The following is a 25,450-nucleotide window of genomic DNA, read 5'->3' as shown; positions in this document are numbered from 1 at the left end:
ACAGCCTGAGCTGTCCGCATCATTTCTTTTTAGATAAACCATTTTCCAGAAGCTGAATAATCCTTTCTGTTTCAATCTCTTCAGTATCCCAACGGGCTTCAGGAATCAGCACATACCTCGCAACAATATAACTGAGTATGGTAGATGCCACTGTACGGATGATAGTATCGGTGTGAATATCAACCATCTGTCCCTTTTCTTGATAAAAACGTATGATTCCCCTGATTCTTTCGATGATATCCTTCCCTACCTGCTCAATAAACTGCTCTTTTAACTCCGGATGAAACGGAATCTCCTGAATGAGGATTCGCAGCACCGGCAGATTATTTTGGATAAATATTTTCCTGTTTTCAATCATCGCACGTATAAAATCCTGATAATATTCAAACTCCTTATCAAATACTTTATCCAGATCTTTCTTTATCATCGGACCGTAAAACTCTACAGTAATCGGTGAAACAACTGACATCAAGAGTCCTTTTTTCGATTTAAAGTGTTTGAATATTGTCCCTTCAGCCGCTTCTGCTTTCTGAGCAATTTCACTTGTAGACGTTGCCGAAAATCCTTTTTCTGCAAATAATTCAGTTGCCGCTTCTATAATCGCAATCTGTTTTTTAGTCAGCTTCTGTTCACTTTTTGACATATCCGCCCGCCTCTAATCATATAATGTACACTCCTATACTATATAATATTTAAGTCAAATGTCTATTCATGAGAAACTGATTTAATAAAAAACCGGCCAGTCACGTTTAAAACAAACTAAAATACCGCCCGAAAGAGCGGTATTTAAAACTTTATGTCTCTTTTTAAAAGGCTGAAGTCCACCCACCGTCAACAGGCATCACAACTCCATTTACAAAACTCGATTCATCAGATGCCAGAAACAAAGCTGCCTCTGCTATTTCCACAGGCTGTCCGGTTCTTGGTGACAATCCATGTGTTAATCCTGCGCGTGACATACCGAATTGATTGATTCCCGTCATTGAGGCACCTATATTCGTCTCTACTGCACCAGGGGCTATGGCATTACACCTGATTCCTTCATTCGCATACATAAATGCGGTATTCTTTGTTAAGCCGACAACCGCATGCTTTGAAGCTCCGTATGCAGCACCGGCATGTGCACCACTGAATCCTCCAGTTGATGCAATATTAATGATAACGCCCTTTCCCTTTTCAAGAAATACAGGCACTGCTTTACGCATGGTACGCATTACACCCGTCGTATTAACTGCAAACACTTTTTCCCACAAAGCGTCTTCTATATCACCGACAGGTTCAAAATTATCCATAATCCCTGCATTATTCACCAGAATATCAAGAGTTCCGAACGTATTTACCGCCTCATCAATGAGCCCTTCAGCATCACCTTGCTTCGCAATATCGGTCTTCACCGCTGCTGCAGTACCGCCATTACCCAAAATTCCTGCTGCCACCTGCTCCGCACCATCAATATTAATATCCGATACAATCACTTTTGCCCCATTTTTACCGTAAAGCTCTGCAATCGCCTTTCCCATTCCCGATGCAGCACCTGTGACAACCGCAACTTTCCCTTCCAGTTTCATAATCACCCTCCATTTTGATGACGCTTTCATAAATTACTTTAATGTTAATATATCCAACAACATAAAACAATCGACACTTCCCTGTTCATTTGTCGAAAAAATGAAATTATTGGTACAATGGTCTTAAATTCCGAATATTATGGTAGAAAATTTAAAGAAAGGATGCATTTAAATGAAAAATGCGGTCATCGGTATTACTACTTTTATTACTGGGGACAGCTTGAAGCTCCCTGTCACCTATATCAATGCGGTATCCGGATCTGACGGCGTGCCGCTTGTACTTGCCAAAACAGAATCAGAACAGCAGATCAAGCAGCAGGTTGACGCCATTGACGGGCTTCTTCTCACTGGAGGTGATGATATTGATCCTTCCCTTTTCGGAGATGATCCGCATCAGAAGCTCGGTAATATCGAACCCGGGCGTGATGCTTACGAGATGAAACTGATTGAATATACACTACAGCAGGATAAACCGATTCTTGCGATATGCCGCGGTGCGCAGATTCTTAACATATATGCAGGTGGAACAATGTATCAGGACATATATTCACAGGTCGGTGATACAGTCATGCAGCATAATCAAAATGCGCCGAGAGATTATTTATCCCACACTGTACGTGTTACAGAACACTCAAAACTTGCAGCAATTACAGGCAGCCTCGAAATTAAAACCAACAGCTTTCACCATCAGGCGAATAAAAATATTGCTGAACATTTTATCGTTTCCGGAAAAAGCAACGACGGCATTATTGAAGCCTTCGAAAGCACAGAAAGAGATTTTGTTATTGGACTGCAGTGGCATCCGGAAGGCTCCTTCCATAATGATTCTGTATCACAGAATATTTTTAAAACATTTATTGAAACAGCAGTTAAAAATGTCTGAAAAAGTGTATGCATTGCGTACACTTTTTTAGTGTCTTTTCTTTTATTTATAAAGCTGCTACAGTGTAATTCACAGAATATTTATATAATATTTTGATAAATTATACACTTTTAGATACAATTGTAGTAACAAAATAAAAGGGGATGTAAAAATGTTAAAACGTTTTTGGTTCGTCAGTGTGTTCAGTGCACTGTTTCTGCTCGCAGCATGTACCAGTGATGACAATGTCGATGAAAATCTTGACGATGACGGTGCTTCTACAGAAAATTCCGCAAATGATTTAGTTATCGGCATGATTAATGAGCCCGTTTCAATGGATCCGCATCAATCAAACGATATTCCATCGGCACAGCTCAGAACCCAGCTTTATGACAAATTAGTCACTCAGAATTTTGATATGGAAATTGAAGACGGACTTGCAGAAAATTATGAGCAGGTCGAAGACAACTTATGGAGTTTTCAATTAAAAGAAGGGGTAACATTCCATAACGGTTCTGAGTTTACCGCAGAAGATGTAAAGGCAACATTTGACCGCCTGCTTGACCCTGCAGTTGCTTCATCTGTAATGTTTATGTTTGAAATGGTCAATGAAATCGAAGTCATTGATGACCATGAAGTCCATTTCCATACAGACTATCCTTTCTCACCTTTACTTTCAAACCTTGCACACAATACAGCCGGAATACTGAGTAAAGAAGTCATTGATGAAGATTATCAAAACGCCCTCGATGAGGCCGGTGTCGATATGACACTTGAAGAATATTATGCTTTACGGGAAGAAGGCGGAGATGAATTTGAGGAAGTGTCTTCTTCAATCTCTGAATATATCGGCGAAGTGATTGCCGGAAAACCTGACGGTACCAATCATCTTCAACTTCAGGAAAGAGACCCCGGAAACCAGGTCATCCTCGAAAAATTTGAAGATTATCACGGCGGCGACCGTGAATTTGATACTGTGACTTACCGTGTTATTCCTGAAAATCAGGCACGCCTTGCTGAACTTGAGACAGGCGGTATCGGTATTACAGATAACGTGAACACTGAAAGCATGGAACGTGTCAGAAGCCATGAAGATACCAATATCATTGATCAAAACGGTCTCTCTATGACTTACCTTGCTTTCAACTATGAAAAAGAACCGTTTGATGACGAAAACGTCAGACATGCCATCTCACACGCTGTAGACCGCGAACAGATTATCAGCGGTATACTAAATGACAGAGGTATCCATGCATCAACACATATCTCTCCGGCAGTTGTCGGTCATGATGAAAGTGCAGAGGAAATCCCGTATGATTTAGATTTAGCACAGGAATATATGGATAACTCCAGTGTCCCTGACGGATTTGAAACAACACTCTGGGTATCCGACTCTGAAGAAGTCATGGATATCGCCCTGCTCATTCAGGAAGGACTCTCTGAAATCGGAATTGATGTCACCATCGAACAATTTGAATTCGGCGCATTTTTAGAGCGTGCGGAACAAGGTACACATGATATGTTCATGCTTCAGTGGATTACTGTAACAGGTGACCCGGATTACGGTCTCTATCCAATGTTCCACACTGACAGCCAGGACGGCTCCGGTAACAGATGGCTCTACTCCAACACAGCACTCGATGAAGTATTGGAAAGCGGACGCCAGACTACAGATGATGCTGAACGTGCAGAATTATATGCAGAAGCACAGTCTATTCTGCTGGAAGACCTGCCGATTACCCCGCTCTTTTATGCAGAGCTTGGAATCGGTGTAAATGAAACCCTCGTAGAAGGTGCAGAAATTGATCCGGTCGGTGTCATAAGACTTGAAAATGTCAGTTTCCCTGAATAAACTATCCACTTGAAAAGAACCGGTACCTTTGTACAAAGGCACCGGTTCTTTTTTAATTTATACTGATTCTTGTACCTTTATCAATCGGTACAATTTTTTTATCTTCAAGGTATAAAGTCCCTGACTGTTCAGCCTCTTCACTTCCATCAAATTTTAAAGTGATATGTCCCAAATCATTTAGATTTTTATTGACTGCGCCACCTACTTTAGTTATATTGTATGCTTCATCATTTAGATAAAGTACATTTTCTTCAGTAATTTCATTACTTACTTCATTAATATCAATGATATAACAAAAATCAATGAGCTCAGATGGTGCGTTATCACCAAACAGAATAATCATTTTTTCACTTTCAAATGCAGATGCTTCTGCACCAACTTCTTTTACCTTTGTTTCATAAATCATTTTATCATCTCACTCCTGTTCTATTATTCATATAAACCGAAACTGGCCAGCCAGGCAATAAATACTCTTGGTGCACCATTTAAAAACCTTGAATACAATACTGATGGAACACCCACCTCAATTGTTTTCGTTTCCGCTTCAGCAAGACCAAGTCCAACTGGGATAAAATCAGCTGCATTTTGAGTATTAATCGCAAATAATGCAGGTAACGCCAGATTGGGCGGAATATTTCCACGGCCAATCTCAACACCAATTAAAGTTCCCAAGACTTGCCCAATAACTCCTCCCGGTCCTAGTAATGGACTTAGAAATGGTAAGGAACAAATGAAACCTATACCAATTAATCCCCATATATTCCCTGCTAACGGAGCCATTACATTTGCAAATAGATCACCGATCCCGGATCCCTGAATAATTCCAATAAGTAAGGCAACAAAGCCCATAAAAGGTATAACTGTGTGCAGCATTGTTTGAACAGCATCTCTTGAAGCCTGATAGAAAGTATTAATTACCTTTCCAGCTCCAAGCCCTATTTTAGTTAAGAGGCTTTTATTCTTTTGTTCTGCTCTTGTCTCCATGATCTTCTTATCTTTAGAATAAGTTGACTGCGGTTCAACCTCTTCACTTTTTTCAGTCGCCTGCTCCTCAGAATTTGATTCACCCTGAACAGAAACTTGATTCACTCCAACATTTGAAACATATATCTCTTCAGTAATATACTGTCTTAACGGACCACTTTGACCGGTCGCCATAATATTTATTGTATTAATACCTTTTTTAGGGTATATGCCACATCTTAAGGTGCCACCACAATCAATTACTGCAACCATAATCTCTTCTTCCGGGACAGAAGTTTCAAAACCGTTTACAGCAGTCGCACCAGTAATATCACAAATTTTATCCACGATATCAGGTTTATGGCCGCCTGTAACATACATCACTTTGTCTTTCTTTCCCTCTACACCAAAAGTTAACGGTCCTCCAAATCCACCTGAACCTTTTACAACTGTAACTTTTTTATTCATTTATTTTTCACCTCAATTATCCAACTTAACTTCTTTACTAAGTTTTACACCTTGCTGCTTCTCTACATAACTTGTTGTAAAATCTGTAACCCATCCACCAATAAAGTTTAAAACCAATCCTACAAGTAAATACCTGACAGCTAAATCGGTCATCGGTAGTCCGAGTTGAGTAATCCCACTCGCGATACCAAGAAAAATAAATAACTCTGCCGGATTAATATGTGGGAATATCCCGTTACTTGTATGTGCAAACTGTGCAGCCGATGCAAAATAGCTGGGTTTATATTTCTCAGGCATAAACCGTCCTAATGAATGAACCATTGGATTTGCCAGCATAAAGGCCCCTAAAAAGGGTAATACCATATACCTTAAAAAAACATTTTTAGTTGATTTTTGTGCCAAAAAATTTATTCTTTCTTCTCCAATCAGTTGTATAAATGTATTCATTGCAATTAAAAGCATTAAAACCAACGGAACAATACTACTCATCCAATCAATGAATACATCTGCTCCGGTTTGAAATAAATTAATAAACCCTTCTGCAAAACTTACAATTATGTCCATATTATTTTGCCTCCTTTTTACTAAACATTTGATTTACTTTAGATGCCGCTTTCATAAATGGAGATGGTATTTTTTCTACTTCTCCACCACCTTGAACAATATTATAAGTTCGTTTAGCATCCATAATAGCGTTTCTAAGTAAACGATTATGACTTTTTACATCTTCAATAATAATCTTGTCTATTCTCAGACCTTCAAGCCCTTTTAGTTTTTTCACCCTGCTGAAAACCGTGACGCCTTGCATATAGCGTGCCTCTTCTATTTCTTTCTTTTTATTAATTTGAAGAAGAACCAACGTTCCAGATTGGAAAATTGCAGGTTTCCTTCCAATTGCAACCTTTCCATTTCTGCGCAGCTCAGTATAATGCTTGGTGAAATTTTTGATTTGAAACATACCAAATATATACTGAAGACCAAAACCAACTGCTAAAATTATAATCATTATGATAATAAACATACTTATCCCCCTCTCCTATAATTCAACAAATAAGATAGTTCACTATAATTTGTTTTATAATTAATATTTGAAAGTGCAAAAATATTAGTACTTAAAGATAATACTTCTTCGTAGAGTTTAATAAGCATCGCTTCATTTGAATAACTGTCAGGTATTGCCATCATAATAATCATTTTCACTTCACTATTATTTTCAAGTCCTTCATCCAATACAGCCATTTTTATTTGAACATCCTGAAAATTGTGAACAGCATGTGGAAAGCCAATACTGTTTGAGATTGTAGAAACATTAGATTCACGTTCTAAAATTCTATAAGTAAAACCTTCGTCAACTTTTCTTTCTGAAATCAGTAGTTGAGAAAGCATTTCTATAGCATCTCTATAAGAGATACTTTTATCTATATGAATCAAGTCGCTTTCATCAATAAAATCTAACAGTACATTATGATTGATTAAGGTATCCCGGGATACCTTTTTATATACCAAAAATTGCTCTATTTTTAACCGCAGAAGTTTTTTATCAAGCACATCATCTACAAATATCAACTTATTAAAGAGTCTATTGACTTTAATTGTTGATATAACTAGATCACAAGCCATTAGAATATCTTCGTTAATTTCTTCTCTTGTAAAAATATCTACACTAATATTCTGATTTAGAATGTTTTTTAAATTAGATTCAATCATCTTTGATGTACTTAATCCCTGGTCAGTAATAATTGCTATTCTTTTTATATTCCTTAATTTTTCATTCAATTCTTCTAAAAAAATACTGAAATATATAGATAGGAATCCCAATTCATTAACAGGCACACTAATCTTTATCAACTGTTCAATATTTTGAGCAAGTACTTTTGAAAGTTCAAATGCCAGAGGGAATTTTTGTTGTACATCTTTGAGAGATTCATTATTCAATTTAATACCAAATAGCAATCGGTTGATTAAATATTTTATATGCAGTTGAATATCCTTTGTAAAGAGAGATTCATCAATCTGGATTTTAAAATCATCTTTTATATCATCTATTGTGTTTTGGATGATTATTTTCAATAATGATTCATCATCATTACTAATAATGTCATCAATGATTGATGCTCTTCTGCCCAGTAGCTGCATTACAATCAGTAAAACTTCCTCATTTTTGTTATGGACATTATATTCAGTATCAATATAATCAATCAACTCTTTAAAATTCATGTAATCTTCAGACACATATATTTTAGGATCAACGTTCAACTTATCTTTAATTTCATAATTTCCTTCTAAACGTTCTATAGTCACTTTAACCGCTGACTCCAACCTGTTCAGACTTTCCTCATCTAAATGATAGAGTGTTTTAATATTATCAATCATTCTTCTCATTTCATCAGATATTTGAAAAGCACTGTAAAAATCATGAAATTGATTAACCAACATTTTTCTGATATTAAATTCTGTCCCATTAACCCTTAACCCAACATTAGGTGTTCCTTTAATGTCAATCGAGTAGCTGATTGACATTTCTTTCAGATCATTAATAATAATGTTTATGACACTTTTGCTTAAATGAGCAGATTCAGCAATGTCATCAATAGTAGTTGTATTATTATTGATTAAAATATGGAATACTTCTGCTCGTCTTTGCTTTTGTTCATATTCAACAATTTTCATTTCGTGCCTGAGTTTCTGCAACAGTACTCTGAAATGAACTTCATCCAAAATAATTAAAGAGTATCGACCATGTCGCTTTACTATTTCTATACTTTGCTCGAAATGATCATTAATCTGGGTAATATAGTTGGAAAGGGTTCTTTCCGATATGTTCAATTGATAAGATATTTCTTGAACTGTTTTTTCTCCACCAATTAACAATTCTATTATTCTCAGATGATTTTTATTCATCATACACCCTCTCCCTAAAACATATTATCCCCTGGATTTGCCTCCTGAAACATTGATTGTTGTACCAGTAATATAACTTGATTTCTCAGATGATAAATAACATACTAAATCAGCAATTTCTTTCAGCTTTCCGACTCTAGAAATGGGAATGGACTTAGAGTAATCAGTGTTTAAATTATTTACTGTCGTATTACGTGTATAAGCAAGCGCCTCTTCGTACGCCTGAGTTCTCAGACCAGTCTCTTCCAGTATGCCTGGTGCTACCGCTGTGACTCTGATGTTATACTTCCCAAGTTCTTTAGCCCAACTTCTTGTAAATCCTATTAAGGCTGCTTTTGTTGCAGAATAAATACTTTGCCCTTGTGATCCTTCCTGACCAGCTTCACTGGACATATTAATAATCACACCACTTTTTTGTTCTACAAATACTCTTGAAACTTCTCTTACAAATAAAACAGGGCCTTTTAAATTAACGTCAAACATAAAATCCAGATCCTGCATATTGATTTCATATTCAGGTTTCTCACCTTTTACATCTACAATCATTCTCGGAAGATTAATACCTGCATTATTGATTAGTACATCTATTCTTTTTTCTTCATTGACAACATTTTGTACTGCTTCAATGACTTGTTTCTCGTTAGTTACATTCACTTCTAAATAATGATAGTTATTATGAGAGACATCTGAATTTCTTAAATCAGCATTGTAAACAATAGCGCCATTATCCAATAATGATTCTGTAATTTCCCTGCCAATTCCTGAACTACCGCCTGTGATGATTATTACTTTTTCTTCAATATCCAACCAATTATGATTCATTTTACTCCTCCTAATATTTATTTAAGTAATAATTAAATATTAGAACATATAAAACTATAAATTAATTTGTTTCTTAATGAAATGTTTGGAAAAACAAAAATTATTAGAGCTGCTACTATAATTTATTAGTACTACAATACATATTTTCCATTGTTATTATTACTTTATAATATTTGTCATGTATATCATATTAGTCAAATTAAGAGCGGCATCATAGGATGCCGCTCTTTCATTCCTTCTCAAACACATCAATATATTCATTTCCTACAAAACAATCATCATATTCTCTTAAAATATTTCCCCCTGCCTGAAATTTTTGAATCACACGTTCATAAAATACTGCATCATATGACGGCAGAGCTCTCACCATCACAACTGCATCATCATTTTCAATCATCGATAATTCCTGCTGCTCGCTTTCTTTATAATATGAAGTCAGATTATCTATTAAATCAAAATGATTCATCTGCATAATTGTATGATAGGATGCACCGAAATTTTTCAGTTTACTCTTAGTTCCAAACAACTTCACTGTTCCCAAAACATCTGTGATGCGTTTTTCATAAGTCACACTGCCTGACGACAGTGCATCAATAACAAGTACACTCCCCTGATTATTTTTGAAGTGCAGGGTGATTCTTTCTTCCTGACTGAGCAGTAATGGTATCATTGCAGATACAGGAATGTGACTGCTGTACATTTCAGATTTACTCACTACAGAGACGGACAACTGCTTATTTTCTATTAAATATTTCTTAACTGTTAGATTCAAAATACTTCCTCCTTTATACTAAACATAAAGGGTTACGCAGCGTGAGGTGCAAGGTGAAATGATTTATACCGTAAAAGAAGTGTCCATACTAACGAATGTAACGATAAGAACCCTCAGGTATTATGACGAAATCGGTCTTTTGGTGACAGACCGGAATGAGAACGGCCACCGGATATACCGGTCTAAAGATATTATGCATCTGACTATGATTTCATCTTTAAAATCTCTCGGGGTTTCTTTAAGTACGATTAAAGACATCCTGAATACACAGGGTTATGATTTACAAAAAGTTCTTGAACTTCAGAAACATATGATTAATACAGAAATAAAAAGGCTTGAAGCTGAAAGAGAAAATACAGAGGCAATGCTGAACAGCCTGCATCCGGAAAAATCTTTGGAAAAAACCCTTCTTGAAAATCACCTTGATTTAAAAGATGTGGACATGCAGCACGCCATTGATTTTACCAATAATAAAGAAATTGATTTCACTTATTTTTATGACAAAATCTACGCTCTTAAAAATAATCTTCCAGAAGCACTGGATACGATGAAGGAATTTCTTGAATACTTAAATCAATCCTATTCGGGTTACTTTATTAATGAACAGAACATATTAAATCTTGCTGAACAATATCAGAGTAAAGAAGCCCGGTTATATTTCAGTAAATACGATAAAAGCTTTAATATTTACTTAGCTGACTTACTCTTATCAATAGTCAGGAAAAAGGAGTCAACAAACGATGAAACTTAGCGTACTGGATCAGGCAGTAATATCCAAAGGCCAGAGTGCTGAAGCGGCACTTAAAAATACGCTTGAGCTCGCACAATGGACTGAGTCACTCGGATACAACCGTTACTGGGTGGCAGAACATCATAACAGCAGTGGACTTGCAGGCTCCTCTCCTGAAATCATGATGACGAGAATCGCATCAGTGACAAATCATATCCGTGTCGGATCAGGAGGTATACTACTGCCGCAGTACAGTCCGTATAAGATTGCTGAAAATGCCAAAACGATGTCAGGCTTTTTTCCGGATCGTATTGATATCGGTATCGGAAGTTCCCCCGGTGGGCCTTCTCTGACCCGTTCCGCATTAACAGACAGGGAAAATAAAAGTCTTCGTGAATTCCCACGCCAGCTGTCTGAACTTCAGGGATTTTTATACAACACCCTGCCGAGAGACCATGAATTCAGGCTGGTTAAAGCAGGACCGAGGATTGATAATCCCCCTCCCCTGTGGCTGCTCGGACTTTCAGAACGTTCCGGTGCTCTCGCTGCAGAGTCGGGACTCGGATTTGTGTTCGGTCACTTCATTAATCCGGACAACGGCAAAAACGCACTTCAGACATACCGGGAACACTTCACTCCCTCCCAATCATTCAGTCATCCTGAATCCATTGTCTGTATTTTTGTGGTTTGTGCTGAAACAGAAGAAGAAGCAGAAGCACTTGCGTTGTCACAGGATAAGTGGCTCTTAAATGTCGGCAGAGGACTCGGTACAAAAGTACTCCCTGAAAAAGAAATCAAGGAAACTGCTTTTAGTGACGCGGAACTGGATACCATCAAAAAGAACCGCAGAAGATGTATTATCGGGACACCCGAAAAAGTGCAGTCGGAGCTCAAAAAATTAGAAGCACTCTATCAGACAGATGAATTTATGATCATTACAAATATTTATGATTTTGAAGCAAAGAAAAAATCATACCGTTTACTGGCTGAAAAAATACTTCATTAATGATTGGAAGGACTGATTGTTTGTTGAACACATTCGATTTTGACGGCTTCATAAAACGAATCACTAAAAATCCTCCTGTTGCTGTGATGATGTGTGGTGTATCCGGATCAGGTAAAACAACATTCTCAAAAGAACTGGAGAAACACGGGTTTGTAAGATTATCAATTGATGAAGAGATTTATTTATCGCACGGCCGGGTCGGTGTGGATTTTCCTGCTCACCTATTAGAGAAGTACCAGAACCATGCTGAAGAAAAATTGAAATCACGCATTCAACCCTTGCTTTCGGAAAATAAAAATTTAGTGATTGATTTTAGTTTTTGGAGTAAGGAGAAGAGGACCCTTTACAAAGATATAATTCAAAAATCGGGTGGAAAACGACACATGGTATATTTATCTGTTCCCTATAAAATTTTGGAAAAGCGTTTGAATATCCGAAATAATCAATTACATGCCAACGCCGTGCATGTTAGTGATAAAACACTTAAAAAATATTATGAAAATTTTCAAATACCCTCTGGTGAAGGAGAAATAGTGATTAAAAACTATATAATCGAACGATAAATTTTCAATTTAGACTTATATAGTATCCTTATCATGTAAATTCCTTTCACCAGTGTAATAAAACACAATGTTTTTCTGAAATAGAATTGACTTTACCACCCTACATTGATTATAATTATATTTGTTCGATTGCGAATGTGTCTTGGTAGCTCAGCTGGATAGAGCAACGGCCTTCTAAGCCGTCGGTCGGGGGTTCGAATCCCTCCCAGGACGTTATATTGAAATACGTAACCTCAAACCTGATAACGGGTTTGGGGTTTTATTTTTGTGATGCTTGTGACATGTGAAATCTTTTGACTCTAAATGCCAAAGTATTTTATAGAAAGTCTTTTTTAATTTAAATTATTATTTTGGAAAAAATGAATTAAATGAGACAACTCCTCTTCACTGCCAAATACTCATCTTATTAACCAGTAATCCTCCCCTCAGGTTAAATGTCATTTTAATCATTTCTTCAAAGAATGATATAATTCATCATATAGAATGTTCCACAGTCCAAAACTTTATTTACCGGAGGTTCCTTATGAACTACACATTATCTTATGACAATCCAACTGTTGACGATTATTACAATTTAGTTAAAGAGTGCGATTTAATTGTTAAAGACAAGGAAGCGATAGAAATCGGTCTGAAAAATGCGCTCTTTACAATTACTATTTATCAGGACAATTCCCTTATCGGCATGGGGAGAGTTGTTGGAGATGGTGCAACTGTCTTTCATATCATTGATGTCGCGGTTAGTCCGCGCTTTCAGGGAAATGGTCTTGGAAAGACAATAATGGATAATATCATGGAGTATATCAATAATCATTCTTTTAAGGGTACATATGTTAATCTAATCGCAGAAACTCCTGCCAACTACCTTTATGAGAAATACGGTTTTCAATATGAGAAGGATCATCATCCAGCAATGTATATAGAATTCAAATAATACCATTTTATTAATATGAAGGTTTGCAGAGACCATATCCATTCAATAAACTCCCTGCAAATTTTCATATTTTTAATACTGAAAATCACTTTTAAGATATTCCATTTTGAACCGGTCAATATGCTTTCCATGTCGGATTCTATCGTTTTTTAAAAGAGCCACTTCCCTGTATCCAAACTTTGTATAAGATTTAATGGCCCGTTGATTATCTGCATCTACTCTTAACCATATTTTTTCTAAATTAAGATTATTAAAACCGTAATGAAGCATCTCTTTCATTGCCGACGAGGCATATCCCCTTCCCCAGTATCCTCTGTCTCCAATCACTATTCCCAATTCAGCCTCTCCATCATCTGAATCAATATTTTTTAAATCAATCCAGCCAATATTTTGATTTTCTTCAGTAATAATCGCTTTTTGTTCATAACCATTTGTTCGATTAATACATTGGGTAATCCATTCTCTTGTCTGTTCTTTAGTAAATGGAGGATAATTTTGAGGCACATTTAAATATTTAATCACTTCCTTATCCAAAAACCACTGATACCGCTCTTCAACATCACAGTAAGATACATCCCTTAACCAGACTTTCGGTAATTTCCTCAAATATAATCCCTCTCCTCTTACTAAAACAGGCCTGCCGTATCAACCGGCAGACCCCATTTTTAACTATTTATTGTCGTACTCACTTTTCAACATTCTGTATAATACACAGTCATGAAAATGGTCATACAGGAATTCATATTCTTTCATGACGCCTTCTTCAGTGAAATCAAGTGATTCAGGAAGCTTCCTGCTTCTTTTATTTTCAACACCGCATATAATTTCAATGCGATTCAGTTCCAACTGGCTGAATCCATAGTCGATGAGGGATTCAACTGCTTTACGGACGACGCCTCTGCCTTCAAATTCCTTCGATATCCAATAACCGATTTGTGCACGTTTTGACTGGTGATCAATCGTATTAAAACCGCACATCCCAATGAATTCACCTTTAAAATAAACACCCATTGGAAGACCGGCACCGCTGTCAATATCATGCTGCCAGTATTTAATCACGTCAAGGTATCCACGGGCACTCTTGGATGCATCAACCCATGGGAGCCACTCTCTTAAATGCGCACGGTTTTGATCCACTGCTGAAAATACACTTTCAAATTCAGCGACCGCAACTGTTCTAAGTTCAATTTCTCTATTTACCGGTATTCTCATCTACAATTCTCCAAGTCTTCTGTTAAAATAAAAATATATTACTATAGAGGCTGGTCGTTATGAAACGTAAAATAGAACGCTTTATTTCAACATATTTCATTATTTTTGCAATGCTTTATCTGACGCAGCGCTACTCAAGTTTTGACATGCATCCGCTGATTATTATCATTATCGGTGCAGTACTTCTTTTTATCACAGTGACTGTTTTAATGCAGAGACTGCTAAAACCGAACATCTTCACTGTGAGTGTCATTGTGTTTACCCTTTTTATAATGCTGACATCGCTCCTATAAATCTTCAAGAAGATATGTTTCTATCTCTTCATGGTCACGGCTGAAAAATGTGACGCTGTCTTCATCGGTATCAAGCACACAGTAGCTTGCCGGCCATGTACCCTTCGGCAATGAAATACTGCCTGGGTTAATGCAGTATACATCATCAATTTTCTCTACTTCCGCAATATGGGAATGCCCGTAAACTGCATACTTCGCACCGTATTCAGCAGCACGTTTCGCAAGCTGATAACGATTCAATTTAATATCATATAAATGACCGTGTGTTAAAAATATATTTGATGCATGATCAAACTCTTCTACAGGAAATCTCTGATCCGCATCGCAATTCCCTTTCACTCTGTAAAAATGACTTAATTCACTGTCATCGTAATTAAACTCACTGTCTCCGAGATGGATATTTAAATCCCCCGGATTGTTGGAATAAACATCATATATAATTCCTTTTTCACTGTGGTTATCGCTTACTATTAATACCTTCATCTGACTCACCCTTATGAATTAGTTAATATTTTAAACAATTCCTCATCTTTTCTGAGTTCATCAAGCGCACGACGTCTGTGGCTGATTTGTGCTTTCTCATCCGGTGAAATTGTTCCAAGAGACACACCCTCATCGGTTTTAAAGAGCGGATCATAGCCAAAACCGCCGTCACCTTCAGGTGACTCTAGAATTTCACCATAGAGTCTTCCTTCATACGTTCTTGTCTCTTCACCGGGTATGGAAAGTGCTATAACAGATGTGAAATAAGCACTTCTGTCTTCAATGCCTTCAAGCGCCTTCAGGAGTTTTTCATTGTTTTTTTTATCTGTCGCACCTATTCCCGAATATCTTGCGGAATAAACACCCGGTGCACCATCAAGGGCTTTCACCGACAGACCGGAATCATCACTGATGACAGGGAGATTCAATCTTGCTGCTGCATATTCAGATTTCAGTGTTGCATTTCCGTGAAAAGTATCCTCAGTTTCTTCAGGATCAAAATCAGGGATTAAAGTTTTAATCGGAATAATTTCATATTCCTTAAATACTGCCTGAAAATCAACAATCTTACCTTTATTTCCACTTGCGATTACTATTCTTTTCATGTTTGTACCACCTATAGTTCGATTTCTTTTATTTCATATAATGTAAACGGGAGCCAGTCTTTTAGAATGTACTCGAAACGTTCTGTATCTCCATGGACCAGTATCGTATGACAGACATCATCCCTTGATTCACTACGCGCCTTCTGATATGTCAGAATCGCACTGACGTCACGTGCTGTTTCATAGCCTGAATCAATCACTTTCTTGCTGTCCCCAAAGTAATCCTGTATCTCCATTGCGAGCAACGGATAATGGGTGCAGCCGAGAATGACAGTGTCTGCTTCAGATCTGTATAATTCCTTTAAGGTCTGGTGAACAACAATACGCGAAATGACACGGTCTTTATACCTCATCTCTTCCACTAACGGAACAAATTTCGGGCACGCGAGACTCTCGACCTGGAAATTTTTATTCAGATTTATAATAGCATTTTTATATGCACCGGAATTCACAGTACCTCTTGTTGCAAGGACAATCACTTTCCGGTTGGTGCTGCTCTGGATTGCACTTCTTGCACCGGGCTCAATGACTCCGACCACAGGCACATCATATCTTTCTTCCAATATATCAAGTGCCGCTGCAGTAGCCGTGTTACATGCCACCACCACCATTTTTACACCGTTCGCAACTAGATAATCTGCAACTTCTATTGTGTATTTCCTAACTTCTTCAAGGCTCTTTTCACCATAAGGACATCTCTTAATATCTCCAAAATACAGAATTTCTTCATCGGGCATCTGACGGATGATTTCTTTAACCACAGTCAGTCCGCCGACACCTGAATCCATGACTCCGATGGGTTTATTCATGGAAATACTTTTCACTTTCATGAAGGATTGATTCTAAAACAGAAGGCAGTATCTCCTTGTCCTCATTTGAGAGATGACTGGTAATCTGGGAAATATAAGAGACACGTTTCGCAATAACTGCGGAGATAATTTCTTTTCCCTTATCCTCCATTTTAATCAATACAAGCCGCTTGTCACGGTCCGACTTATAACGCTTCACAAAGCCGTTGTCTTCAAGTTTGTCCACAATATCCGTTGTAGTAGAGTGCGCCAGATACAAACGGGACGATAATGTACCGATTGTAATATCATCTTTGTCACCGACCCACTGCAGTGCTACAAATTGTAATGGAGATAACTCATATTCTTTTAATATCTCACGGCCGTGGGCTCTGACATGCGCAGATATATATCGAAGTGATTTCTCAATTGAGATGATTTGTTCTTTATCTGTCATATTTTCAGTCCTTAATTGTTTATTTATTCAATTATAACTTATATCAGAGTAAAAAAATAGGAAGAGACAGGTCGTCTCTTCCTTTCAATATTTGTATTAATCCACTTGGTGGTCACTGCCGAAGAATGACTTAAACATATGGAATGTTGTCTCTCTCTGCATTGCAGCGATAGATGTTGTAAGCGGGATATTTTTAGGGCATGCTTTCACACAGTTTTGTGCCATACCACACTCAGAAATACCGCCGACACCCATTAACGCATCCAGTCTTTCATTCTTAGTCATGCTGCCTGTCGGATGCAGGTTGAATAAACGAACCTGGCTGATCGGGGCCGCACCCATAAAGTTTGATTTGTTGTTAACGTTCGGGCACACTTCAAGACATACACCGCATGTCATACACTTAGACATTTCGTATGCTGTCTGACGTTTTTTCTCAGGCATTCTTGGACCCGGTCCTAAATCATACGTACCGTCAATTGGAACCCATGCTTTCACACGTTTCAAATTGTCGAACATAAATGAACGGTCTACCTGTAAGTCTTTAACGATTGGGAATGTTGACATCGGCTCTAACTTGATCGGCTGTTGGAAGCGGTCAATCAAGGCTGTACACGCCTGTCTTGCATTACCGTTTATCACCATTGAACATGCACCGCAGACTTCTTCCAGACAGTTCATATCCCATGTGACAGGTGTCGTTTTCTGACCTTTACTGTTTACAGGGTTACGCTGTATTTCCATTAATGCACTGATAATATTCATATTATCTCTGTAAGGAATCTCAAAATCTTCCCAATAAGGTGATGTTTCAGGATTTTCCTGACGCTTTATAGATAATTTAATCGTTTTATCTGCCATTATTTTTTGCTCCCCCCTTCAGATTTCTTAGAGTAATCACGTTTACGCGGCGTAATTAAGCTGACATCTACATCTTCATACTCAAACTTCGGTGCATCTGTTTTGCCCTGGAAGTATGCTTTTGTCGTTTTCAGCCACTCTTCATCATTACGTTCCGGGAATTCCGGCTTATAGTGGGCACCGCGGGATTCGTTACGGTTGTATGCACCGATTGTAATCACCCGTGCAAGTACAAGCATATTCCACAATTGACGTGTGAAGAATGCCGCCTGGTTACTCCACTTTTTCGTATCGTTGATATTAATATTCTGATAGCGTTCCATCAACTCTACAATTTTCTTATCCGTTTCCAGAAGTCTGTCATTATGACGTACAACAGTAACGTTATCAGTCATAATTTCTCCCAGTTCTTTATGGATAACGTAAGCATTTTCTCCGCCGTCCATATTCAGGATATTATTGAATTTCTCTTCTTCTTCTTCTTTGTACTTATCATATACAGAGTCATCAAGTTCATCGTATGAAGTATCGAGACCTTTAACATATTCAATTGCCTTAGGTCCTGCTACACCGCCTCCGAAAATTGCTGATAACAGTGAATTCGCACCAAGACGGTTGCCGCCGTGCTGTGAATAATCACATTCACCTGCTGCAAACAGACCCGGAATATTTGTCATCTGATCATAATCCACATACAGTCCGCCCATTGAATAGTGAACCGCAGGGAATATTTTCATCGGTACTTTACGAGGGTCGTCTCCCGTAAATTTCTCGTAAATCTCAATGATTCCGCCGAGTTTAACATCGAGCTCATGAGGATCTTTATGAGAAAGGTCAAGATATACCATGTTCTCACCGTTAATACCGAGCTTCTGATTGACACAGACATCAAAGATTTCACGTGTTGCAATATCACGCGGTACAAGGTTACCGTAATCCGGATATTTCTCTTCAAGGAAATACCATGGTTTACCATCTTTATATGTCCAAACACGTCCGCCTTCACCACGAGCTGATTCACTCATTAAACGCAGTTTGTCATCACCCGGGATTGCTGTCGGGTGAATCTGTATAAATTCACCGTTCGCATAGACCGCACCCTGCTGATAGACCACTGATGCCGCTGACCCTGTATTAATCATTGAGTTAGTCGATTTACCGAAGATAATTCCAGGGCCGCCTGTCGCCATGATGACAGCATCGGATTTAAATGTGCTGATTTCAGCCGTATTAATATCCTGTGCTGTTACTCCGCGTGCACGTCCTTCATCATCCAGAACAATACCGAGAAACTCCCAGCCTTCAAATTTATTCACAAGACCGTCTACTTCATGTTTACGCACCTGCTCATCCAGTGCATAAAGTAACTGCTGTCCTGTTGTTGCACCTGCATAGGCTGTTCTGTGATGTAATGTACCACCGAAACGTCTGAAGTCAAGCAGTCCTTCAGATGTTCTGTTGAACATTACACCCATTCTATCAAGCAGATGTATAATTTTCGGTGCTTCTTCACACATTGCTTTAACCGGCGGCTGATTTGCCAGGAAGTCGCCGCCATAGACTGAGTCGTCAAAATGAATTAAAGGAGAGTCCCCCTCACCTTTGGTGTTCACTGCACCGTTTATACCGCCCTGGGCACAAACAGAGTGAGAACGTTTCACTGGTACAATAGAGAATAAATCTACTTCTGCACCCGCTTCTGCTGCTTTAATAGTCGCCATTAAACCAGCCAGTCCTCCACCGACGACGATAACTTTATTATTCGCCATGTTTTACACTCCTCTTTTTATATGAACGCAAAAATTGCTTGTAAACCAATCGCACTGACTACAACAAAAATAACCGCAGCGACAGCACCCATAATCTTTTGTGAGCGGTCTGACTGTGTAATTCCCCAAGTAATCATGAATGACCATAAACCGTTTGCAAAATGGAATACAATAGATAGTAAACTGATGATATAGAATACCAGCCACGCTGGATTGGTTACAATTTGATTGACCATATCATAATTCACTTCAGCACCAAGAAATACCTGGAATCTTGTCTGATAAACGTGAATCACGATAAAAACAAACGCAATCACACCGGTAATTCTCTGCAGCACAAACATCCAGTTTCTGTATGTTCCATATGAACCTGCATTATACTTAGCTGTGAAAGCTATGTATATACCATAAATACCGTGGAAAAGAATCGGAAGATAAATGATGAAGACTTCCAGGAAGATAACAAACGGAAGATTATGCATGATGCCGGCCGCGAAGTTAAATGCCTCCGGACCTCTTGTTGCTGTGTAGTTAATCATTAAATGCTGGATCAAAAAGACACCTAAAGGTATCACACCGAGCAAAGAATGTAATCTACGTACTAAAAAACTTGAATCTTGTTTCGACACTCGAATTCCCCCCTAACTCTGCATATTAGTACAAATTTACATACTCTATTCTACTCGTATAAATTAGAGAAATCAAGGCAACATAAAGGGTTCTTTGCCGTTATTTAGAATTATTTTAAAATTCAATTGAAAACGTTTTTCAACTGGAATTTCCACCAAAAAATATGCAGGCAAAATACCTGCACATTTCATTTCAATATACTAATTTAAAATAATATTACACTAACTTTCGTGAGAGTTTCTCTTTGGCTTCAAATTATTTTTTGTTCCTGTCTTTTAATGCCTCGACTATTTTTTCAGCCGTATTTTTAGGAATACCCGCTTCTGTAAATTCCTCCACAGTTTTCTCACTCATCCGCTTAATCGATCCGAATGTCTTCAAAAGCGTCTGTTTTCTTTTCGGTCCAATACCTTCAATATTATCAAGTGCAGATGTCACTGATGTTTTTCTTCTCGTATTTCTGTGGAAACTGATTGCGAATCTGTGTACCTCATCCTGAATCCTCTGAAGCAGATAAAAGCTCTGAGAGTTCTTTTTGAGCGGAACAACAGCCCCCTCATCACCAAACAACAGCTCGGCTGTTTTGTGCTTATCATTTTTGGCAAGCCCTGCGACCGGAATATCGAGGGACAGTTCATTAATCAGCACATCTTTTACAGTATTCATATGACCGAGTCCGCCGTCTGCAATGATTAAATCAGGGAGCGGCAGCCCTTCTTTTAACACCCGCGTATACCGGCGTCTCACGACTTCAGCCATTGACGCATAATCATCCACGGTTTTAACTGTCCTGATTTTATATTTACGGTAGTCTTTTTTGCTTGGCTTTCCGTCAATAAATGAAACCATGACACTGACCGGGTCCACACCTTGAATATTCGAGTTATCGAATGCCTCAATTCTGACAGGTGTCTCAATATTCAATGCATCCCCGAGCGCCTCAATTGCTTTTATCGTCCGCGCTTCATCACGTTCAATCATGTCGAACTTATTGGATACAGCGATTTCTGCATTTTTCTTCGCAAGATCAACCATCTCTTTTTTCTGTCCGCGCATCGGCTGAATCACTTTTGATTCGAGCGCCTCCTGAATGATATCCAAATCAAATTCTTTCGGAATATGCACTTCTTTCGGCAGAATATTAGAATTAAGATCATAAAACTGCACGACGAATCTGAAAAATTCTTCTTCTATATCATCGTTTACAGGCAAAAGTTCTGCCTTTTTCTCTATCAGGTTGCCGTTTCGGATAAACAGCACTGAAACCGCCATCCATCCTTTTGATACACTGTAGCCGATGACATCACGTGCCGACATATCGGCAGTCATCATTTTCTGCTTCATCATCGTATTTTCAATATGCCCCATTAAATCACGGTATTCTTTTGCTTTTTCAAACTCCAGTTTTTCAGCGGCATCCTGCATTTTTGTCTTGAGGTCATTCATAATCTGATCGGTTTCACCATTTAGAAAGCGTGTAATACCATTTTTCATGTCATCATACTGCGACTGCTCAACATCATATACACACGGCCCGAGACACTGTCCGATATGATAGTACAGACACAATTTGTCAGGCATTGTATTACATTTTCTAAGCGGATATATACGGTCCAGCAGTTTTTTTGTTTCATGTGCACTGTATGCATTCGGGTAAGGTCCGAAATAGATTCCGGTGGATGGTTTTACCACACGTGTGACCACAAGTTTCGGATGCTTCTCTTTTGTAATTTTAATAAAGGGATAGCTCTTATCATCTTTTAACAGTATGTTATACCGCGGCTGATGCTTTTTAATCAGGTTCAGCTCGAGCAGGAGAGACTCTACTTCCGTAGATGTGACAATAAAATCAAAGTCTGTAATCTCCTTAACAAGACGCATCGTTTTCTCATCATGTGCTCCGGTAAAATAAGATTTCACCCGGTTTCTTAAATTCTTTGCCTTGCCGACATAGATGATTTCACTGTATTCATTTTTCATTAAATAACAGCCGGGTTCAGTCGGCAGTACAGAAAGTTTTAATTTTAATTCTGACATAGTCATCCCTCGAATTTTGATATAAAAAAACCGCCTTCCGGCGGCTTTTATTATACGTGCTTTTCAATTAATTGAACAAGTTGTTCTTTCGGCTGGAAACCAACCACTTTATCAACAGGTTCGCCGTCTTTGAACAAGATAAGAGTTGGGATACTCATTACACCATATTCACTCGCTGTTGCGCCGTTCGCATCTACATCGAGTTTTGCGATATCTGCTTTACCGTCTACTTCACCGGCAACTTCTTCAAGTACAGGCGCAATCATTTTACAAGGGCCGCACCATGTCGCCCAAAAGTCTACAAGCGTAACACCGCTGGAAATTTCATCTTTAAAGTTTTGATCGTTTACATCATATAATGCCATTAGTATTCCTCCATACTTTCATTTATAAACCAATTATAACTGAATGAATCATCCGACTCAATGGAATTGCTTACACCAGGAAAAATAAATAAATAATGCCTCCTGCAAACATCACACCGGCCACCCAGAATAATACTTTCGCCAGTTTATACATATCAAAATTGTCCATATATTACACCTACTTCATTTCAACAATCGTTACCCCGAAACCGCCTTCGCTCGGAAGACCGCCTCTGAACGATTTAACTTTTTTGTGTTTTTTCAAGAATTGCTGGACGCCTTTTTGAAGTGCTCCGGTGCCTTTTCCATGAATGATTTCGACTTCACTATAACTGGACAACAGCACCTGGTCAAGATATTGATCCAGCCTGTTAAGTGCTTCTTCGTAACGCTCGCCGCGTAAGTCAAGTGAACGCTTGACCACCTGTTTTCCGATACGCCGGGAGACAGGCGCAGAGATTTTCTCTTTCTTCCGTTTTTTCAGTTCATCCATTGGTACTTTCATCTTAATAATACCCATCTGAACCACCGCTTCATCATCTTCGACAGACAGCACTTCACCCTTCTGTCCGTAGGATAATACATCAACTTCATCGCCTTCTTTGACGATATCTTTGTTCTTCTGTTCAACTGCCTGCTTCAGTGATTCATGATGATAATTATCCTGAAGGGCTTTACGCTGTTCAATAATTTCATGCTGCTGGATGCCTTCAGCGCCTCTCGCTTTCATTTCTTCAAGCGACTTAATAATCTCATCTGATTGAATCTCCGCATTTTTGACAATTCTATTCGCAGATTCTCTTGCCGCCTTGTTTAATTTCTCTTTATAATCTTCAAAATCATTATAATATCTGCTGAGTTCCTGCTGTAGTTTTGATGCATCTCTTAATATTTCTGTCGTTTCATATTCATTGTCCCGGGCTTTTGCCGTATGTTTTTCAAGTGCTGAAATCATATCATTCACTTCATTTGAATCCCGTCCGGCGAGACTTCTTGCCCGTCTGATAATACTCGCGTTTAAACCGAGTTTATTGGAAATTTCAAATGCATTTGACTTCCCTGGTATTCCCATCAGCAGGCGGTATGTCGGCGACAGACTGTTCACGTCAAATTCAACACTTGCATTCATGACATCTTCTCTCGTATAACTGAATGATTTCAATGCCGGATAATGTGTTGTAGCAATCAGTGTCGATTTTAACATCAGCAGATGTTCAATAATACTGATTGCGAGCGCCGCACCTTCCTCGGGGTCCGTACCTGCGCCGACTTCATCCAGAAGAATCAGACTGTCGGCATCCGCTTCATTAATAATATCTCTCGTATTCGTCAAGTGACTTGAAAATGTCGACAATGACTGTTCGATGGACTGTTCATCCCCGATATCACTGAAGACTTTATTAAAGATTCTTAAGACACTGCCGTCTCTTGCAGGGACCGGCACACCGGATTGTGCCAGCAGCTGACAGAGACCGACTGTTTTCAAGGTCACTGTTTTACCGCCGGTATTCGGACCGGTAATAATGACAGCTTTCGTTTCTTCATCCATAATAATATCATTTTTCACGACCACTTCCGGGTCAATCAGCGGATGAAAGGCACCCGGAAGGTAAATTCCGCCTGTTTCGGTGACTTTAGGTTTTGTGCCCCGTATGGACCTGCCGTATTTTGCCTTCGTAAAGACCATATCCAAATGGTGCAGATAATCATCCGTTAAATTCAGCGCATCTCCGACTTCTGCGACACGTGCACTTAAATCATAGAGAATTTTTTCCACTTCCGCTGCTTCTTCATCCCGCATGCTTTGAATATTATTTGTCATCTGCACCACTGCCATCGGTTCAATATAAACTGTCTGGCCGCTTGAAGACATGTCATGGACAATACCGTTAAAGTCACTGCGGTATTCCACTTTTACAGGCACCACATAACGGTTGTTACGCATCGTGATGATGCTGTCGCTGAGTTTTTTCTGATTGCTTCCGCGGATCAGCTGATTCAACCGTTCACGGATTCTCTGTTCCTCTGTACTCATTCTCCGTCGGATGCGGAGCAGATTTTCAGATGCATGGTCCAGTACACCTGTTTCATCGATGCAGGACTGTATTTTTTTATAAATGTAGTGAATATCCGGCAGCATTTCTATATAAGACCGGATGTGCGGCAGTTCCGCCTCATCCGCCTGGAATTCTTCAAAAATACCGCTTAATGTGTACTTCCGGTAAAGAAGCCCCTTCACTGCATTTAAATCCGCAACACCGAGCATGCTGCCAATTTCAGCACGTTTTACGTGTTCCTTTATATCTGTAATGCCGGCGAGCTCAACATGACGGTATCTAAGCATTGTTAATGCATCATCGACCTCATCAATCATTGTCGAAATATCATTCAAGTCCGTTGAAATGATTTCCGGCGAAATTCCGGCGGCTGTTTTTCCGCTCGTCGCATATGTTCTGATCTGCTCTAAAATTTTATCGAACTCTAACGTTCTAAAAGTTCTTTCATTCATGAT

Annotated in this window: 28 protein-coding genes and 1 tRNA gene; 8 read left to right on the top strand and 21 right to left on the bottom strand. The window is 38.7% G+C overall.

Going from position 1 to position 25,450, the window contains the following annotated elements; translation table 11 throughout:
- Window positions 1-19 precede the first annotated feature (19 nt).
- Window positions 20-643, bottom strand: a complete 624-nt coding sequence (locus ACFSX4_RS01815; protein ID WP_377770959.1) for a TetR/AcrR family transcriptional regulator — start codon at window positions 641-643, stop codon at window positions 20-22.
- Window positions 644-806: 163 nt separating this feature from the next.
- Window positions 807-1,568, bottom strand: a complete 762-nt coding sequence (locus tag ACFSX4_RS01810; protein WP_377770957.1) for an SDR family oxidoreductase — start codon at window positions 1,566-1,568, stop codon at window positions 807-809.
- 172 nt (window positions 1,569-1,740) lie between these two features.
- Between ACFSX4_RS01810 and ACFSX4_RS01805 the strand changes: the two genes are divergently transcribed.
- A complete protein-coding gene (locus ACFSX4_RS01805) occupies window positions 1,741-2,451 on the top strand; it encodes a gamma-glutamyl-gamma-aminobutyrate hydrolase family protein (protein ID WP_377770955.1) in 711 nt (236 codons plus the stop codon).
- A 151-nt stretch (window positions 2,452-2,602) separates the two neighbouring features.
- A complete protein-coding gene (locus tag ACFSX4_RS01800) occupies window positions 2,603-4,282 on the top strand; it encodes an ABC transporter substrate-binding protein (RefSeq protein ID WP_377770953.1) in 1,680 nt (559 codons plus the stop codon).
- 52 nt (window positions 4,283-4,334) lie between these two features.
- On the opposite strand, the gene ACFSX4_RS01795 is transcribed toward ACFSX4_RS01800, so the two are convergent.
- The 7 genes from ACFSX4_RS01795 to ACFSX4_RS01765 all read right to left on the bottom strand — a co-directional run bounded on the left by ACFSX4_RS01795 (window position 4,335) and on the right by ACFSX4_RS01765 (window position 10,208).
- Window positions 4,335-4,685 carry a PTS glucitol/sorbitol transporter subunit IIA gene (locus ACFSX4_RS01795; protein ID WP_377773415.1) on the bottom strand — a complete coding sequence of 117 codons (351 nt, stop codon included), beginning with the start codon at window positions 4,683-4,685 and terminating at the stop codon, window positions 4,335-4,337.
- A gap of 26 nt (window positions 4,686-4,711) precedes the next feature.
- A complete protein-coding gene (gene srlE / locus ACFSX4_RS01790) occupies window positions 4,712-5,713 on the bottom strand; it encodes a PTS glucitol/sorbitol transporter subunit IIB (RefSeq protein ID WP_377770951.1) in 1,002 nt (333 codons plus the stop codon).
- A gap of 12 nt (window positions 5,714-5,725) precedes the next feature.
- Complete coding sequence (gene srlA, locus ACFSX4_RS01785) at window positions 5,726-6,277, bottom strand: PTS glucitol/sorbitol transporter subunit IIC (RefSeq protein WP_377770949.1); 552 nt, start codon at window positions 6,275-6,277, stop codon at window positions 5,726-5,728.
- 1 nt (window position 6,278) lies between these two features.
- The gene (locus tag ACFSX4_RS01780) at window positions 6,279-6,734 is read right to left on the bottom strand and encodes a transcriptional regulator GutM (protein ID WP_377770947.1); all 456 of its coding nucleotides are present in this window, start codon (window positions 6,732-6,734) and stop codon (window positions 6,279-6,281) included.
- Between the two features lie 2 nt (window positions 6,735-6,736).
- Window positions 6,737-8,614, bottom strand: a complete 1,878-nt coding sequence (locus tag ACFSX4_RS01775; RefSeq protein WP_377770945.1) for a BglG family transcription antiterminator — start codon at window positions 8,612-8,614, stop codon at window positions 6,737-6,739.
- Between the two features lie 24 nt (window positions 8,615-8,638).
- Window positions 8,639-9,436 carry an SDR family oxidoreductase gene (locus ACFSX4_RS01770; RefSeq protein ID WP_377770943.1) on the bottom strand — a complete coding sequence of 266 codons (798 nt, stop codon included), beginning with the start codon at window positions 9,434-9,436 and terminating at the stop codon, window positions 8,639-8,641.
- Window positions 9,437-9,665: 229 nt separating this feature from the next.
- Window positions 9,666-10,208, bottom strand: a complete 543-nt coding sequence (locus tag ACFSX4_RS01765) for a hypothetical protein (RefSeq protein WP_377770941.1) — start codon at window positions 10,206-10,208, stop codon at window positions 9,666-9,668.
- A 58-nt stretch (window positions 10,209-10,266) separates the two neighbouring features.
- On the opposite strand from ACFSX4_RS01765, the gene ACFSX4_RS01760 reads away from it, so the two are divergent.
- From ACFSX4_RS01760 to ACFSX4_RS01740, 5 genes are all read left to right on the top strand, one after another.
- Window positions 10,267-10,959, top strand: a complete 693-nt coding sequence (locus ACFSX4_RS01760; protein ID WP_377770939.1) for a MerR family transcriptional regulator — start codon at window positions 10,267-10,269, stop codon at window positions 10,957-10,959.
- The gene (locus ACFSX4_RS01755; RefSeq protein WP_377770937.1) at window positions 10,949-11,944 is read left to right on the top strand and encodes an LLM class flavin-dependent oxidoreductase; all 996 of its coding nucleotides are present in this window, start codon (window positions 10,949-10,951) and stop codon (window positions 11,942-11,944) included. Before ACFSX4_RS01760 ends, ACFSX4_RS01755 begins: the two co-directional genes overlap by 11 nt.
- Before the next feature lie 20 nt (window positions 11,945-11,964).
- Window positions 11,965-12,507, top strand: a complete 543-nt coding sequence (locus ACFSX4_RS01750; RefSeq protein WP_377770935.1) for an AAA family ATPase — start codon at window positions 11,965-11,967, stop codon at window positions 12,505-12,507.
- Between the two features lie 139 nt (window positions 12,508-12,646).
- Window positions 12,647-12,720, top strand: a tRNA-Arg gene (locus ACFSX4_RS01745).
- 310 nt (window positions 12,721-13,030) lie between these two features.
- Window positions 13,031-13,438 (top strand): GNAT family N-acetyltransferase, encoded by a 408-nt coding sequence (locus ACFSX4_RS01740; RefSeq protein ID WP_377770933.1) that lies wholly within the window; start codon window positions 13,031-13,033, stop codon window positions 13,436-13,438.
- 72 nt (window positions 13,439-13,510) lie between these two features.
- Here the strand turns inward: ACFSX4_RS01740 and ACFSX4_RS01735 are convergent, their stop codons facing one another.
- Entirely contained in the window at window positions 13,511-14,044 is a 534-nt protein-coding gene (locus tag ACFSX4_RS01735) for a GNAT family N-acetyltransferase (RefSeq protein WP_377770931.1), read from the bottom strand.
- Between the two features lie 63 nt (window positions 14,045-14,107).
- Window positions 14,108-14,650, bottom strand: coding sequence for a GNAT family N-acetyltransferase (locus ACFSX4_RS01730; RefSeq protein WP_377770929.1), 543 nt, complete (start codon window positions 14,648-14,650; stop codon window positions 14,108-14,110).
- 59 nt (window positions 14,651-14,709) lie between these two features.
- On the opposite strand from ACFSX4_RS01730, the gene ACFSX4_RS01725 reads away from it, so the two are divergent.
- Window positions 14,710-14,943 carry a hypothetical protein gene (locus tag ACFSX4_RS01725; protein WP_377770927.1) on the top strand — a complete coding sequence of 78 codons (234 nt, stop codon included), beginning with the start codon at window positions 14,710-14,712 and terminating at the stop codon, window positions 14,941-14,943.
- On the opposite strand, the gene ACFSX4_RS01720 is transcribed toward ACFSX4_RS01725, so the two are convergent.
- The 10 genes from ACFSX4_RS01720 to ACFSX4_RS01675 form a co-directional block, all read right to left on the bottom strand.
- Window positions 14,938-15,426: a YfcE family phosphodiesterase gene (locus ACFSX4_RS01720; RefSeq protein WP_377770925.1), complete on the bottom strand. Its 489-nt coding sequence runs from the start codon at window positions 15,424-15,426 to the stop codon at window positions 14,938-14,940. The two genes, ACFSX4_RS01725 and ACFSX4_RS01720, sit on opposite strands and share 6 nt — an antisense overlap.
- A gap of 11 nt (window positions 15,427-15,437) precedes the next feature.
- The gene (gene rdgB, locus ACFSX4_RS01715) at window positions 15,438-16,031 is read right to left on the bottom strand and encodes an RdgB/HAM1 family non-canonical purine NTP pyrophosphatase (RefSeq protein ID WP_377770923.1); all 594 of its coding nucleotides are present in this window, start codon (window positions 16,029-16,031) and stop codon (window positions 15,438-15,440) included.
- A gap of 11 nt (window positions 16,032-16,042) precedes the next feature.
- Window positions 16,043-16,840: a glutamate racemase gene (gene racE, locus ACFSX4_RS01710; RefSeq protein WP_377770921.1), complete on the bottom strand. Its 798-nt coding sequence runs from the start codon at window positions 16,838-16,840 to the stop codon at window positions 16,043-16,045.
- Window positions 16,833-17,276 carry a MarR family winged helix-turn-helix transcriptional regulator gene (locus ACFSX4_RS01705; protein WP_377770919.1) on the bottom strand — a complete coding sequence of 148 codons (444 nt, stop codon included), beginning with the start codon at window positions 17,274-17,276 and terminating at the stop codon, window positions 16,833-16,835. Before ACFSX4_RS01705 ends, racE begins: the two co-directional genes overlap by 8 nt.
- A 96-nt stretch (window positions 17,277-17,372) precedes the next feature.
- Window positions 17,373-18,137 carry a succinate dehydrogenase iron-sulfur subunit gene (gene sdhB, locus ACFSX4_RS01700; protein ID WP_377770917.1) on the bottom strand — a complete coding sequence of 255 codons (765 nt, stop codon included), beginning with the start codon at window positions 18,135-18,137 and terminating at the stop codon, window positions 17,373-17,375.
- Window positions 18,137-19,906 (bottom strand): succinate dehydrogenase flavoprotein subunit, encoded by a 1,770-nt coding sequence (sdhA, locus tag ACFSX4_RS01695; protein ID WP_377770915.1) that lies wholly within the window; start codon window positions 19,904-19,906, stop codon window positions 18,137-18,139. The genes sdhB and sdhA overlap by 1 nt, the downstream gene beginning before the upstream one ends.
- A gap of 17 nt (window positions 19,907-19,923) precedes the next feature.
- The gene (locus ACFSX4_RS01690) at window positions 19,924-20,535 is read right to left on the bottom strand and encodes a succinate dehydrogenase cytochrome b558 subunit (protein ID WP_377770913.1); all 612 of its coding nucleotides are present in this window, start codon (window positions 20,533-20,535) and stop codon (window positions 19,924-19,926) included.
- Window positions 20,536-20,791: 256 nt separating this feature from the next.
- A complete protein-coding gene (gene uvrC, locus ACFSX4_RS01685) occupies window positions 20,792-22,573 on the bottom strand; it encodes an excinuclease ABC subunit UvrC (RefSeq protein WP_377770910.1) in 1,782 nt (593 codons plus the stop codon).
- A gap of 50 nt (window positions 22,574-22,623) precedes the next feature.
- Complete coding sequence (trxA, locus tag ACFSX4_RS01680; RefSeq protein ID WP_377770908.1) at window positions 22,624-22,938, bottom strand: thioredoxin; 315 nt, start codon at window positions 22,936-22,938, stop codon at window positions 22,624-22,626.
- Between the two features lie 178 nt (window positions 22,939-23,116).
- Window positions 23,117-25,447, bottom strand: coding sequence for an endonuclease MutS2 (locus tag ACFSX4_RS01675; RefSeq protein WP_377770906.1), 2,331 nt, complete (start codon window positions 25,445-25,447; stop codon window positions 23,117-23,119).
- Between the last annotated feature and the right edge of the window lie 3 nt (window positions 25,448-25,450).

This window comes from Corticicoccus populi (assembly GCF_042686195.1).
Taxonomy (GTDB): Bacteria; Bacillota; Bacilli; order Staphylococcales; family Salinicoccaceae; genus Corticicoccus; species Corticicoccus populi.
This window is presented reverse-complemented; position numbering and strand designations above follow the sequence as displayed.

Bases quoted from the DNA above. Each gene is read 5' to 3' on its own strand.
- trxA (WP_377770908.1), bottom strand. From the start codon at position 22,938: ATGGCATTATATGATGTAAACGATCAAAACTTTAAAGATGAAATTTCC.
- ACFSX4_RS01780 (WP_377770947.1), bottom strand. From the start codon at position 6,734: ATGTTTATTATCATAATGATTATAATTTTAGCAGTTGGTTTTGGTCTT.
- uvrC (WP_377770910.1), bottom strand. From the start codon at position 22,573: ATGTCAGAATTAAAATTAAAACTTTCTGTACTGCCGACTGAACCCGGC.
- sdhB (WP_377770917.1), bottom strand. From the start codon at position 18,137: ATGGCAGATAAAACGATTAAATTATCTATAAAGCGTCAGGAAAATCCT.
- srlE (WP_377770951.1), bottom strand. From the start codon at position 5,713: ATGAATAAAAAAGTTACAGTTGTAAAAGGTTCAGGTGGATTTGGAGGA.
- ACFSX4_RS01755 (WP_377770937.1), top strand. From the start codon at position 10,949: ATGAAACTTAGCGTACTGGATCAGGCAGTAATATCCAAAGGCCAGAGT.
- ACFSX4_RS01730 (WP_377770929.1), bottom strand. From the start codon at position 14,650: ATGAGAATACCGGTAAATAGAGAAATTGAACTTAGAACAGTTGCGGTC.
- ACFSX4_RS01675 (WP_377770906.1), bottom strand. From the start codon at position 25,447: ATGAATGAAAGAACTTTTAGAACGTTAGAGTTCGATAAAATTTTAGAG.
- ACFSX4_RS01775 (WP_377770945.1), bottom strand. From the start codon at position 8,614: ATGAATAAAAATCATCTGAGAATAATAGAATTGTTAATTGGTGGAGAA.
- srlA (WP_377770949.1), bottom strand. From the start codon at position 6,277: ATGGACATAATTGTAAGTTTTGCAGAAGGGTTTATTAATTTATTTCAA.
- rdgB (WP_377770923.1), bottom strand. From the start codon at position 16,031: ATGAAAAGAATAGTAATCGCAAGTGGAAATAAAGGTAAGATTGTTGAT.
- ACFSX4_RS01810 (WP_377770957.1), bottom strand. From the start codon at position 1,568: ATGAAACTGGAAGGGAAAGTTGCGGTTGTCACAGGTGCTGCATCGGGA.
- ACFSX4_RS01740 (WP_377770933.1), top strand. From the start codon at position 13,031: ATGAACTACACATTATCTTATGACAATCCAACTGTTGACGATTATTAC.
- ACFSX4_RS01720 (WP_377770925.1), bottom strand. From the start codon at position 15,426: ATGAAGGTATTAATAGTAAGCGATAACCACAGTGAAAAAGGAATTATA.
- ACFSX4_RS01800 (WP_377770953.1), top strand. From the start codon at position 2,603: ATGTTAAAACGTTTTTGGTTCGTCAGTGTGTTCAGTGCACTGTTTCTG.
- ACFSX4_RS01705 (WP_377770919.1), bottom strand. From the start codon at position 17,276: ATGACAGATAAAGAACAAATCATCTCAATTGAGAAATCACTTCGATAT.
- ACFSX4_RS01725 (WP_377770927.1), top strand. From the start codon at position 14,710: ATGAAACGTAAAATAGAACGCTTTATTTCAACATATTTCATTATTTTT.
- ACFSX4_RS01770 (WP_377770943.1), bottom strand. From the start codon at position 9,436: ATGAATCATAATTGGTTGGATATTGAAGAAAAAGTAATAATCATCACA.
- ACFSX4_RS01805 (WP_377770955.1), top strand. From the start codon at position 1,741: ATGAAAAATGCGGTCATCGGTATTACTACTTTTATTACTGGGGACAGC.
- racE (WP_377770921.1), bottom strand. From the start codon at position 16,840: ATGAATAAACCCATCGGAGTCATGGATTCAGGTGTCGGCGGACTGACT.
- ACFSX4_RS01815 (WP_377770959.1), bottom strand. From the start codon at position 643: ATGTCAAAAAGTGAACAGAAGCTGACTAAAAAACAGATTGCGATTATA.
- ACFSX4_RS01760 (WP_377770939.1), top strand. From the start codon at position 10,267: ATGATTTATACCGTAAAAGAAGTGTCCATACTAACGAATGTAACGATA.
- sdhA (WP_377770915.1), bottom strand. From the start codon at position 19,906: ATGGCGAATAATAAAGTTATCGTCGTCGGTGGAGGACTGGCTGGTTTA.